Here is a 12824-nt window from a genome sequence, read left to right as displayed (position 1 = left end):
CGAGGTTGCACCGGCCTTTACCGCCATCGACGCCTAACGCATGGCGCTGGCCGTGCCAAACAGGCTGACCCGTACCAACTCACCCTCCCGCTCTTGCAACTGGATTGGCGCAGTACCGCCGGGCATCATGACGCTCACCGTCCCGGCCTGCACCCAGCCCACCCACCACGCGGCACACGCGACGGCGCAAGCGCTGGTGCCGGAGGACGCGGTTGGGCCTTCGCCCCGCTCGAACACCCGGGCGGCGATTTGTCCGTCGGCGGCGCGCCAGGCCCATTGCAGGTTGACGCCCGCCGGACAAGGAATCCCCGCCCCGCCAGGCGCTGCGTAGGCAATGTTGGTCAGGCTTTGCGCCAGCGCCTCGGCGCGCATCTGCGCAAGACCTGGCAACGCCTCCACGTCATCCACCAGCGTGACGCAATGAGGATTGCCGATGCGCACGAATTGGCTGTTGCCCCACGCCGGGTTCAAGCAATGCAGCGCAGGCACCCGGCTTACCGCGCATTGGTTGAAGGTCACCGCTGCTACACCTTGAGCGCCCACGGCAGCGGGCCCGAACAGCGGTGTCCCCAGGTCCAGCCAGAAGCCTGGGACGCCGCCCAGTTCAGCCGCGCGAACCGATGTCCGCAGCGGTGAGATACCGTCGGGTTTGTCGTGGTGAACCTGCAGTACGCAATCGTCATCGCCCACCAGCAACCCCCGCTCTTGCAGAGCCAGGGAAAAAATCGTCAGGCCATTGCCGCTACGCTCGGCCAGCGTCCCGTCGGTATTGACGATCAGCAGGTCGAAGGGCGGCGTGTCCTGGAACGGGCCGACCAGCAGCCCATCACTGCGATGAGCCTTGGCATCCGGCGGCGCCTCCCCCGGCGCCCAGGCGCAGAAGGCCTGCACGGCGGCGCTGGCCCAGGATTGGCGTAACGAGGCCGCCTCGGCGGCGGACGACGGCAGGCCGATGCCCTGGGCACGCACCTGCTGCGGTGAGACGACTCCGTAGAGGTTGCCGCGTGCGTTGTAGAACTGCGTCATGCATCAGGTCCGAACAGGCCAGGAAGAACCGTTACTTTATGCCGGCAAGCCCGGCAGGAGCAAAGCCTGCTCCAGACGGGAACATCGGGTCGGCACCTTGGGGTCGCGGTGCGGTCAGTGGATATGCAAGCATAGGCCCCTGCCTGCATCACCGCACCGCACCAAAGCCAAGGACGTTTCATGACTGCCATAACACCCCCGCCCACTTTTGTTCCCGGACGCCTGGAACAGATGTCCACCCGCATCGCCTATCTCATTGCCGGAATCGGTATTGCCGCCTGGGCGCCGCTGGTGCCTTATGCCAAGGCGCGGGCGAACCTGGATGAAGGGACCCTCGGCTTGCTGCTGTTATGCCTTGGGGTCGGGTCGATCCTGGCGATGCCGATCTCCGGTGCGCTGGCGACGCGGTTCGGCTGCCGTCGGGTACTCAGTGGCGGTACGATCCTGATCTGCCTGGCGTTGCCGCTACTGGCGTCGATGAGTTCCTTGCCCTGGTTGGTGGCGGCATTGTTCGTGTTTGGCGCCGGGCTCGGCACCGTCGATTCGACCGTCAACCTGCAAGCGGTGATCGTCGAGCGCGCCAGCGGCAAGACCATGATGTCGGGTTTCCACGGCATGTTCAGCCTCGGCGGAATCATCGGCGCGGCCGGCGTGAGCGCCCTGCTCGGCCTCGGGCTTTCGCCGCTGGCGGCAACCCTGGTGGTCAACGCGGTCCTGCTGGTGGCGTTGTTCAAGGCCGCACCGCACCTGTTGCCCTACGGCAGTGAAAGCTCGGGACCGGCGTTTGCCATTCCGCATGGCGTGGTGCTGTTCATCGGCATCCTCTGCTTTATCGTGTTCCTGGCCGAAGGCGCGGTACTGGACTGGAGTGCGGTGTTCCTGACCACCGAGCGTGCGGTGGATACCGCCTACGCCGGGTTGGGTTATGCCGCGTTTGCGCTGACCATGACCGTCGGCCGGTTGACAGGCGATTCGGTGGTGCATCGCCTGGGTGCCAAGCGCGTGATCATCTACGGCGGCTCGATCGCCGCAGCAGGTTTCTTCCTGGCGACCCTCGCACCGATGTGGCAAGCGGCGCTGCTGGGGTATGCGCTGGTCGGCGCCGGGTGTTCGAACATCGTGCCAGTGCTGTACACCGCGGTCGGCAAACAGACCCTGATGCCCGAAGCCATCGCCGTGCCGGCCATCACCACGATCGGTTATGCCGGCATCCTCGCGGGGCCGGCACTGATCGGCTTTGTCGCTCATGGCAGCAGCCTGGCCATTGCGTTCGGATTGATTGCGCTGTCGCTGGTGGCGGTGGCGGTCAGCGGGAAAGTGTTGAAGGTCTAAGCCTCCGGTGGCAAAGAGCTGATTGTGGCGAGGGGATTTATCCCCGCTGGGCCGCGTAGCGGCCCCAAACCACAAGACTCGATCTACCTGATACATCAATGGGTTGATTTTAGGACTGCTTCGCAGCCCAGCGGGGATAAATCCCCTCGCCACAGATACCCCCTCGCCATAGGGTATAGCTCAGCCTTGAGGCGTGATCAAAACCCCACACTCGCCTGCACGAAAAACGTACGTGGTGCGCCGACGTAGATACCCGAGTTGTTGTCGCTGGAACGCGTGTAGTACTGATGATCGAACAGGTTCTTCACCCCCGCGCCGAGTTTCAGGTTCGACAGCTGCGAGCCGAAATCATAGCCGCCCCGAACGTTCCAGAGCATATAGCCCGGCATGTCGCCGTACTGCCCATCGGCGGTGCCGTCGGTGATGTAGTTATCGCTGAAACTGCCATCGGGGTTCACGCTGTTGCCCGGTGAACGTTGCCCGGACTGGGCAAAGCCATCGAGGTTGTAAGTCCAGTGATTGACTTCGTAGCGCAGGCCCAAGGTGGCAATCTGGCGCGAATAGAACGGCAGGTCACGGCCCTTGAAGCTCGGGATGTCCCCTTCATAGGTGGCCCGGGTATAGGTGAAACCAGCGCTGGCGGTCAGGCCGTCGAGGCGCGGGTCCAACGCGGCCATGTCGTAGTGCACCGACGCTTCCAGCCCCTGATGCTTGGTGGCGCCCATGTTGGTCCAGCCCACATCGTTGCTGATGTATTGCAACTCGTCGTCGAAGTCGATGTAGAACAGCGTCACTTCCCCGCCCCACACGTCATCGTTGTAGCGCGTACCGATCTCGTAGGTCTTGGCCTTTTCCGGGCTCAGGCCATTGGCGGTGTTGTTGCCGTCGCCGCCCTGGCCGAGTTGAAAATACTGCAGGCTGCCGAACGAGGTCTCGTAGTTGGCGAACAATTTCCAGGCGTCGGACAGGTGGTACATCACGCTCAAGGCCGGCAACGGTTCGTTGCTGTCGATGCTGCGGCGCTTTTCCTGCACCGGACGGCCGGCGGTATCGAGCACCGGGCGGTCGTGCCATTCGGTGCTGATGCTTTCGAAGCGGATGCCCGGAGTGATGGTCCACTTGCCCACGTCGATCTTGTCGTCTATGTAGACCGCATGGGCTTCGGTACCACCGGTCCGGTCCTGATAGACGTGACCGTCGGCGCCCGGACGCACCACCGGTTCGTTGTTGCGCAGCGCCAGGCGGCTGGCCTCCTCGTGCATGCCTTCCTTGAGGTAGCGATAACCGACGCTGGCCTCCTGGGTGGTCGGGCCGAGGTCGAACACATGGGACACCCGCGGCTCGATGCCGAAGGTGTAATAGCTACGCGGGTAGGACACCAGGTTGCGCTGGTCCCGCGAGGCGATGGTGCTGCCGCGGAAGCTGTCGGAGTAATAGGTCAGCACTTCGGCCTGGGTGCGCTCGCCGATTTCGCGGATCCACTTGAACGACACGTCCTTGCGGCGGCCGCTGAAACTGTCCCAGTCGCGATCGGACTGGTACGGGTCGGCGTCGTACTGTGCCTGGGTCAGGCCGCCGGGCATGTCGGCCTCGGCGTCGTAGTAGTGGAAGTTCAGCGAGAAATCATCAACGTCGGTCGGCGCCCAGTGGGTCTTGAGAATCACGTCGTCGATGTCGTTATCGTTGTTGCTCTTGCGATAACCGTTGCCGTTGATGCCCGAATACAGCAGCGCCACGCCCAGCCCGTTATCGGCGGTACCGCCCAGGAACGCCGTATCGATGTGCTTCCAGCCGCCGTGCTGGGAGGTCTCCAGGGTGCTGCCGATTTCCCCGGTGGCTTTTTCCGGGATGGCGCGAGTCACGAAGTTGATCACGCCGCCGACGTTCTGCGGTCCGTAGCGCACCGAGCCGGCACCGCGTACCACGTCGATGCTGTCCAGGTTGCCCGACGAGATCGGTGCCATGGACAGTTGCGGCTGGCCGTACGGCGCGAAGGCCGCCGGTACGCCGTCAATCAGTACCGTGGAGCGCGGCGACAGACGCGAGGTCAGGCCGCGCACGCCGACGTTCAGGGCGATGTCGCTGCCACCGGTGCCGTTGGCGTCTTGCACCTGCACGCCCGGGACCCGCCGCAAGACATCGCCGACGTTCATGGCGCCCTGCTCGACCATCGCTTCGCGGCGGATCACCGTCCGCGCGCCGGCGTGGTTCTGTACCACTTCGGCGTTGGCGTCGCCAAGCCAGTCGCCGACCACCTGGATCTCGGTGGCGCCCAACTCCAGTGGGCCATCGGTAGACGTCGAAGGAGCCGGCAGTACAGTCACCGAGCCGTCATCGATCTGGTATTGCAAACCGCTGCCCTTGAGCAATTGAGCCAGTGCCACCTCGGGAGACAGGTTGCCCTGCACCGCCGGGGCCTGTTTGCCGGCCACCAGCTCCGCGCTGAAAAACACCTGCAACGAGGTCTGCTGGCCAAGCTGGCTCAGCGCCTGACCCAAGGGTTGCGCCTGGATGTGGATCGCCGTGACGGTCTGGTCGGCAAAAGCCTCGGGCAACGCGGCGCTGACCGCCAGGGTCAGGGCCAGCGGTAGCCAACGGGTTGAGGTACGTTTGTTGTTCTTGGCGGAAGTTTTCACGTCGAACCTTGTCCTGTCGAATCGCAAGAATACGCGTCTGTTAATGCAAACCAGTTGCAGTTGGACAAGAAGACGAAGAACTCGAAAAAAACCTGAATCTATTTCGCTATTATTTCCTGGCTGCCGTCGTCAAGTGTGCGCACGGCCACCGGCAGGATGTTCGGCAAGGCCTTGAGCAGCGCCTCGGGACTGTCCGAACGGAACACACTGGTCAGGCGCAGGTTGCCCACCGCGGCACTGGCCACCCGCAGGGGCTTGGCGCGATAACGGGAGACCTCCTCGGCGACTTCACTCAACGGCGCGTTGTTGAACACCAGCTTGCCGTTGCGCCACGCGGTGAGTTCATCGGCGTTGATCGGGTACGGTGACGCGACCTTGCCTTGAGCATCGATCCGGGTACCCAGGCCGGCCGTGAGATTGATGGGGAAATCACGCCCTTGGACCTTGACGCTACCCTCCTCCACCGCCACCCGGGTGCTGCCGGCATCGCGGCGCACGTCGAAGCGCGTCCCGGTCACCGTCACCTGGCCGTTGCCCGCGTCAACAGTGAACGGGCGCTCGGCATCATGCTCGACCCTGAACAGCGCCTCCCCCTCGACCAGTTCCACCCGACGTTGGCGATGTTCGAAGACAACACGCACATGGCTGCGGCTGTTGAGGTCGATCAGCGAGCCATCCGGCAGCGCGACATGTCGACGCTCACCGAGGGCAGTGGCGAATTCGCTGCGGTAATCGCTCGACGCACCCAGGCCACTGAACAACCCCAGCCCGACCGCCACCGCCACCAATCCGGCGGCCACCGCATAGCGCAGCAAAGGCCTGCGTCTCGGGCGTTCGACAGGCCGCTCGCACAGCGCTTGCAAGCGCTCCATGGACAGCAGGTCCGTTGCGCTCCAGATCCCTTGCAGCAATTGAATTTCATCGCGGTGGTTGGGGTGTTCGCCCAGCCAGGCCTCGAAACGCTGACGCTCGTCGAGGCTCATGACCGGGTCCTGCAGACGCACGAACCATTGCGCCGCCTCGTCGCGAACCCTGCTCTGCCCGCACGGGCAGTCACGGCTATCCATCATGGAAGGGTCCTGTGGCTCGGGTGGAAAAGGACGACCGCTCATTGATCCGGTCCGTCGAGGCGATCACGCAGATGGCGCAGGGTGCGGATCATATACTTTTCCACCATGTTTTTTGACAGGCCCAGGCGCTCGGCGATTTCCGCCTGGGTCAGGCCTTCGATCTTCTGCCAGACAAACACCGTGCGGCAATGGGCCGGCAGCTCGGCAAGCGCCCGTTCGATGGAGTCCGCCAGCTGGATCGCGTGCATGTAGTGCTCCGGGTCGCCCGCAAACGAATAACCAGGGTCAAGCGCCGCTTCCTCCATGGCGCCCCGTCGATCTTCACGCCGATAGCCGTCCACTGCAATATTGCGCGCTGTCTGGTGCAAATAGGCCCGTGGCTGCTCGACCTGCGCCGAATCGGACTCGAGCACGCGCACGAAGGCGTCGTGGGCCAGGTCCTCGGCCTGCTCGCGGTTGCGCAGGCGGCGGGTCCAGGTGCCGATCAACTCTTCGTAATACTCGAAAAAGCCGGGTCTGCGAGGCAGCTTGGGAATCATCGCGGCGTGCTGTGGGGACGGGGCACGAATAGTAATCGTTCTTATTAATTGGAAGCAAACGCCGTCCGGCCGCCTGGGCAGAAAAAATACAATGTGGGAGCGAGCTTGCTCGCGATGGCGGTATATCAGTCAACATTTATGTTGAAGGTCAGTCCGCTATCGCGAGCAAGCTCGCTCCCACAGGGTTCGACACTGCCTCTGGGATTGCCTAGAACCGGCACACCGCCGCCGCCCCCGTATCGGTCGGCATGACATGCTCAGGCGGCACGACGATGACCTCGCCGCCCTGCCGGGTCACGGCCAGGATCAATTCGTCCAGCACGTCAGGCGCCTGCTCATCGCCGGTCTCGTCAATGATCAAGCGGCCCTTGTCTGCGTCGAGCTGGCCGGGCACCTGGCGCTCCGCCTCCACCAGCAACAGCGCAATGCGGCTTTCCCAGGCGGCCTTGGCGATCTCGGCGAGGTTGTCCAGCGCCCGTCCCTGGCCGACCGCGACACCATAACGATTGAGGCTGTCGACGACCCGGTCCGAGTGGCTGTGGGCCATGACCTTGGAGCACTGGACGCGCAACTCCTCCACGCTCAACCTCGAAGGGTCCCCATCGATGCCCTGGGCCAACAACTGCGAGTTATGGCTGACCGCGCGAAACACCGCCTGGTTTTCCGGCAGGGCCACGAGGATCATCGGCAAGCCCGAAGGCTGCGAGTAATGTTCCAGGATGGCTTTGTCCACGGCGCGAAAAAACCGCTCGCGGTCGAGGTTGATTTCGTCCTGCTTACCGCCGCCGGCGGATTCATGCATCATCGGATCGCCGCGCTCACTGCTGCGGCTGAAGCCGTTGGGAAAACCCTGCTGGTCACCTGAAGTCAGTTCATCGCCGAGCGCCTCGTTCTGGTTGCGCGGCACCTCGTCGGCCAGCTCGACTTTTTCCAGTTGTTGGGAGGAGCCCTCGTACAACCACACCTCGTTACGGGTCAGGCACAGCACCTGATAACGTTCGGTCGACTGGACCAGACGCAACAATGGCTTCAGATAAGGATGGCTGTTGGCGAATGCGCATTGCGGCAGGCGCTGGTTCACCGCGATGACCTTGAAATAGTCACGGGCGCCGAAAACCGCGATGCCGTCCCGATTGGAGTTCCAGAAATCCTGGTCGTCCACCAGCGCATGAAAAGGCTCAAGCAACGGCGCGCAATCGACGCCCGGATGCTGTTGTTCCAGTTGCGTCTGCAGTTCGCGCACCAGGTTCTTGTAGCGGATCGGGTCCTGGCTGCGTTCGGGGAATGTACGGTGGGTAGGCATATACAACGAAAGGCTCGGCTGTTCGTCGAATGCCAGAAGCTCGGCCAATACCTGCCGGCTGAAGGGTTGATGAGCGGTCATGATCGTCTCCTTTTATTCTTTGCCACGAGCCTCTTGGTTTGCGAGGAAATCTTCCTCCAGCATGGCGTCCACCAATTCCGGTGGCGCTTCATCCACCGGAGCGGTCACGCGCCCCATGGATTCGACGGCGGGGTTGAGCTTGCCGACCTGATGATCGAGCGCATGCAGCATTTTCTCGGCGGCGCCCTCGACCGCCAGCTCCAGGCTTTCGGCCTTGTGGCTTACGGAGATGGCCGCAACGCCTTGCAGGCGCGCCTCGATCTGGCAGCGTTTATCCGCGGCGCCGCCCTTCTGGGCGTTCTCGTCGCTGACGTGGATTTCAACCCGGGCCAACTGGTCTTCGAAACGCTGTAGCGCGTCCACCACCGTACTGCCGACCCACTCCTGCAATCGGACACTGCCTTCGATATGGTTGCTGTTGACTTGAACTTGCATGATCGACTCCTCTGACAAAGGCGGCTTTGGGCCGCCTATTGTGGGTAGAAGAAAAGTGATCGGGCTTAGTTCCCGGCACGGGATGACTGGCGTTTGGCACGCAGCAACTGGCGCACCGTCAAGCCCACCGCCAGCGTGCCGCAAAGGATCAAGGTCCAGCCCAGCGCCTGGAACCAGGCGGCGAGCATCAGCGCACCGCCGATCAGCACGTAGTAGAACAGGCCGAACAGCGCGCCGGCCGTGCCCAGGCAATCCTTGTAATGTACGAGCGCAGCACCCAGGACGTTGGGGATCGCCATGCCGAACGCCAGCACCACCAGCAACATCGGTGCGACAAAGCTGCCGCTGTCGAGCAGGCCTTGCACACCCGAACCGCCCACCAGCAGGACAATCGCCGCCAGGGCCGACAATTGATTGCCGTCGAATCCTCGTTCCAGCAGGCGTTTGTTGAGCCAGGCGCCCAAGCCTGAACCCAACGCCAGGACCACTCCGCTGTAACCGAACATGGCGGGACTCAAGCCGAGCCGTTCGAACTGGAACGGTGCGAGGTTGTAATAGCTGAACAGCGCCACGTTGAACGCAGCCACCAGCCATGCCGAACGCCAGATGGCCGGGTCCACCAGCATGCGCCAGAGGATTTTCAACAGCGGCGGTGGAGGCAATCGGACCGGCAAGGTTTCGGGCAAGGCACACACGCACCACAGCAGCAGGATCAACGACAGCAGCAGGAGTGCGCCGAGTACGCCTTGATACCCGAAGAGCTCCACCAGGCCCGCGCCGCTGAACAGACCGATAGCCGGACTGGCCGCCAATGCGATACCGATGATCGAGAAGACCTGGCCCAGTTCGGCGCCTTGGAAGCGGTCACGTAAAACCGTTTGGGTCACCACCGAACCGACTGCGGCGCCGAACGCGGCCAAGGCCTGAAAAGCCAGCAACACCTCAAAGTTGGAGGCGTTCAAACCGAGCACGGTCGCAGCCCCGTACAACGCGAGGCCGGCCAGCATGACGGGCCGACGGCCCGCGCGATCGCAGAGGCGCCCCCATACCACCACTCCGAGAGCGAACCCCAGGAAAAACACCGAAAGCGTCTGCGCCGCCATTTGGGCGCTGACGGCAAAGGCCTGGCTGATGTCTGCCAATGCAGGGCTGTAAAGGGTCTGGGCGATCTGGGGAAACATGACCAGGGCGATCGCCAGATGAAGCAGAGGACGGGATGTCATGGAAAGTGCTCGCTGAAAGAATGGCGAGCAGTCTATAAACGCTATGACTGTCGTATTATCCAAGGCCTGACAATAAATCGCTGAAATCGGACAAACTCATGGCTTGGCTCGACGCTCACGCCCGCTTCGACCCCGATCGCCATCACGCGCCGGTCGTTGGCATCGCTGCAACGCTGGGTCATCACGATTCTGGCTTGCACGCTCACCGGCGTGGGCAATTGCTGTTCACCTTCCAGGGCTGCACGCGCATCACCTTGCAACGACAGCTTTGCCTGCTGCCTCCCTCACGAGCGGCCTGGATTCCACCGGGCACGCCGCATCGCGCAGTGATGCAACAGAGCGTGGAGTATCGATCGATCTACCTGACGCCGGCTTTGTGCGCCGATCTACCTTCGCAAGTGCGCATCATCGAGGTTTCGCCACTGCTGCGCGCCGTACTTGAACCGATCGCCCACGCTGCGTTTGACAGCGACTGGATGCAGGGCCGCAACGCGCATCTGCTGGGCCTGTGCCTGGAGGAAATCCGCCAGGCGGCACCACAGCCGATGCTGCTGCCGCTGCCTCAAGACAAGCGACTGGCGCCGCTGCTCAAGACTCTGGAACAGCTGCCACCGGCGCTGGCTGTGCTGGAGCAGCAGATCGGCGCGAGTGGCCGGACCATCGGGCGAATCCTGCAACGGGAAACCGGCATGAGCTATCAGCAGTGGCGTCAGCAATGGCGCTTGATGCGTGCCATTGAGCTGCTCGCCACCGGTCGCAGCCTGAGCTATTGCGCTTTCGAACTGGGCTTTGCCAGCGACAGCGCCTTTATCGCTTTCTTCAAGCTCATGACCGGCCTCACGCCCAAGAACTACCTGAGGTAAGCAGGGCTCGAATCAAACCTCGGGCATTTTCCGAAAGCCCACTGCCAGCCGGTTCCAGCCGTTGATGGCGTTGATCGCCACGGTCAGGTCGACCATCTCCTTGGGCGTGAAATGCTCGCTCAGCAGCGCGTAGTCCGCGTCCGGCGCATGGGTCTCGCTCAGGCGTGTCAGCGCTTCGGTCCAGGCCAACGCGGCGCGTTCACGGCCGGTAAAGAACGGTGCTTCGCGCCAGGCGGTCACCGCGTACAGGCGCCGTTCGGTCTCGCCGTCCTTGCGCGCATCGGCGGTGTGCATGTCGATGCAGAATGCGCAGCCGTTGATCTGCGAGGAACGCAGCTTGACCAACTCCAGCAGGGACTTTTCCAGGCCCAGTTTCGACACCGTGTTTTCCAGCGTCAGCATGGCTTTGTAGGCGTCGGGGGAAGCGGTGTAGAAATCGATACGCGGTTGCATGGTGAACTCCTGAAACAATTTGGTGTGGCGCTACGTTAGCCCTGCCTTGGCGCTGGACAAATAGCCAATTGTTGGGAAGTTCGGGTGGCCAATGGTCCGGAAATCAAAGAATACTTTCGTGGCGAGGGAGCTTGCTCCCTCGCCACAGGTATTACTCAGGCCCGGCTGCGCAACCACTGCAGAAAACGCTTCTTGGCCACCGGCTTGGGCACGTCGCGAGTCAGGTTCTGGGCCAGGTGCATGCGCACGTCCAGCAGGTTCTTCATCGCGTCGTTGATATCGCGACGGGCTTCGAGGCAGGGCTTGAGGTAGCTGTTCTCGATGCGATACAGCGTGCAGAAGGTCTTGGCAGAGAAGTTCGCCAGTGCGGCCTGTTCGGCGACGATTCCGGCTTCGCCGATGACTTCCCCCGGTCCCATGCGCCCGCCCTCCAGCGGCTGGCCGTTACGCATGAGCGTCACGCTGACCACCCCGGACTCGATGATGAACAGATGATCGCTGACCTCCCCGGCCGCCAGGATCACATCGCCGGCGCGGAAGGTTTGCAAGGTCATGTTCTGGCTGAAGGTGTCTTTTTCATCCTGGCGCAGGGTCGAGAAAATGTTCGAGCTCTCCAGCAATGCCCGGGGCCGCGACACCACCGCGGGAGCCGCACTTTCACTGGTAGACAGCAGGCTCACGCCGGACGCCTGCAAATGCCGGAACGCCAGGTCGAACAACTGGTTGCGCACCCCGCGCTTCTGGGACATCGAGGCAACGAACCCACTGATCTCGTATTCCGCCCCGCCACTGCCGGTGCTTCTCAGCGCCACGCAGGGCTCCGGGCTCGACAGCAACGCACGACAGCCGACCATCGCCCGCTCCAGTGCGTCGATTACCGTTTGCGGCCGTGCGTGAGGGCTCACCTGGATGCTGATCGACAAGCCATGGACATCGCTGGGTCGGCTGAAATTGATGATCTTGGCCTTTGCCGCCAGCGAGTTGGGGATCACCGCCATGCTCCCTTGGGAGGTCTGTAGCCGTGTAGCCCGCCAATCGATGTCGGTGACCCGGCCTTCGGTGCCGTCGATGGAAATCCAGTCATCGACCTGATAGGGCTTTGTGGTATTGAGCACGATGCCGGAGAAAACATCGCTGAGGGTGCTCTGCAACGCCAGGCCGACGATGATTGCCATCGCGCCGGACGTCGCCAGCACGCCTTTGACCGGCAGGTCGAGCACGTAAGCCAACGCGGCGATCACCGCGACCAGGAAAATCACCGCACCGAGCAGGTCCTGCAATAGCCGCCCGGTATGGCCGACCCGTTGCATCATCACCGCACCGATCATCACCGTCAGGGTGCGCGCGGCGAACAACCACCAGCCGATCTGCAAGCCGGTCGCCGCGAGGTGCCGGGGCACGTCGTCGACCCACTGGGCTTTCTCCATGGGATTGAGGCCTTCGTTGAACAGCAGCACGCTGAACAACGAAAAGATCAGCAGCCGTACACCGATTTTCCAGTAGGTCCGGTCGGCGCTGACCAGCCGCCACAACACCAGATCGAGCACAAGCAGTGCCAGGGCACAGAGCAGCGGGTGGTCGGTGAACAGAGACAGCATCGGGACAGCTCCAGGAAGGCCATTGGCGAAGATTGGCACAGAATGAACACGCTGTAGAGGTCACCCCACGACAAATCCCAGGCACGCCCCAGCCCCCTGTGGGAGCGAGCCTGCTCGCGAAGAGGCCCGCCCCTTCAACATCCTTTTTCGCCTGAGATACCGCTATCGCGAGCAAGCTCGCTCCCACAGTAGATTCCCGGCGAACACAAAATCAGAACCAACACAAAACCATGTGGGAGCGAGCTTGCTCGCGAAGGCGGCCGTC

General features: G+C 62.8%; 11 protein-coding genes. 2 read left to right on the top strand and 9 right to left on the bottom strand.

Translation table 11 applies throughout. The features are described from left to right. Window positions 1–33: 33 nt before the first annotated feature. Window positions 34–1026 carry a diaminopimelate epimerase gene (locus M1E16_RS08560; RefSeq protein WP_458129648.1) on the bottom strand — a complete coding sequence of 331 codons (993 nt, stop codon included), beginning with the start codon at window positions 1024–1026 and terminating at the stop codon, window positions 34–36. 180 nt (window positions 1027–1206) lie between these two features. Here M1E16_RS08560 and M1E16_RS08555 point away from each other — a divergent pair, with 180 nt between their 5' ends. Next, window positions 1207–2358, top strand: coding sequence for an MFS transporter (locus tag M1E16_RS08555; RefSeq protein ID WP_434699972.1), 1152 nt, complete (start codon window positions 1207–1209; stop codon window positions 2356–2358). Window positions 2359–2555: 197 nt separating this feature from the next. Here the strand turns inward: M1E16_RS08555 and M1E16_RS08550 are convergent, their stop codons facing one another. From M1E16_RS08550 to M1E16_RS08525, 6 genes are all read right to left on the bottom strand, one after another. Further along, window positions 2556–4994: a TonB-dependent siderophore receptor gene (locus M1E16_RS08550; RefSeq protein WP_458129647.1), complete on the bottom strand. Its 2439-nt coding sequence runs from the start codon at window positions 4992–4994 to the stop codon at window positions 2556–2558. Window positions 4995–5092: 98 nt separating this feature from the next. Further along, entirely contained in the window at window positions 5093–6064 is a 972-nt protein-coding gene (locus tag M1E16_RS08545; protein ID WP_458129646.1) for a FecR family protein, read from the bottom strand. 38 nt (window positions 6065–6102) lie between these two features. Then, complete coding sequence (locus M1E16_RS08540; RefSeq protein WP_434624966.1) at window positions 6103–6603, bottom strand: sigma-70 family RNA polymerase sigma factor; 501 nt, start codon at window positions 6601–6603, stop codon at window positions 6103–6105. A gap of 208 nt (window positions 6604–6811) precedes the next feature. Then, window positions 6812–7987: a baeRF3 domain-containing protein gene (locus M1E16_RS08535; protein WP_434624968.1), complete on the bottom strand. Its 1176-nt coding sequence runs from the start codon at window positions 7985–7987 to the stop codon at window positions 6812–6814. 12 nt (window positions 7988–7999) lie between these two features. After that, window positions 8000–8422, bottom strand: a complete 423-nt coding sequence (locus tag M1E16_RS08530) for an HPF/RaiA family ribosome-associated protein (protein WP_434569238.1) — start codon at window positions 8420–8422, stop codon at window positions 8000–8002. A gap of 65 nt (window positions 8423–8487) precedes the next feature. Further along, on the bottom strand, window positions 8488–9645 hold the full coding sequence (locus M1E16_RS08525; RefSeq protein WP_458129645.1) for an MFS transporter: 1158 nt from the start codon (window positions 9643–9645) through the stop codon (window positions 8488–8490). A gap of 98 nt (window positions 9646–9743) precedes the next feature. On the opposite strand from M1E16_RS08525, the gene M1E16_RS08520 reads away from it, so the two are divergent. Next, the gene (locus M1E16_RS08520; protein WP_434653045.1) at window positions 9744–10508 is read left to right on the top strand and encodes an AraC family transcriptional regulator; all 765 of its coding nucleotides are present in this window, start codon (window positions 9744–9746) and stop codon (window positions 10506–10508) included. A 12-nt stretch (window positions 10509–10520) separates the two neighbouring features. Here the strand turns inward: M1E16_RS08520 and M1E16_RS08515 are convergent, their stop codons facing one another. Both M1E16_RS08515 and M1E16_RS08510 read right to left on the bottom strand, forming a co-directional pair. Continuing rightward, entirely contained in the window at window positions 10521–10961 is a 441-nt protein-coding gene (locus M1E16_RS08515) for a carboxymuconolactone decarboxylase family protein (protein WP_434569239.1), read from the bottom strand. Between the two features lie 155 nt (window positions 10962–11116). Next, a complete protein-coding gene (locus M1E16_RS08510) occupies window positions 11117–12559 on the bottom strand; it encodes a mechanosensitive ion channel domain-containing protein (protein ID WP_458129644.1) in 1443 nt (480 codons plus the stop codon). Between the last annotated feature and the right edge of the window lie 265 nt (window positions 12560–12824).

It is taken from the genome of Pseudomonas sp. Z2-11 (assembly GCF_054161305.1).
This window is presented reverse-complemented; position numbering and strand designations above follow the sequence as displayed.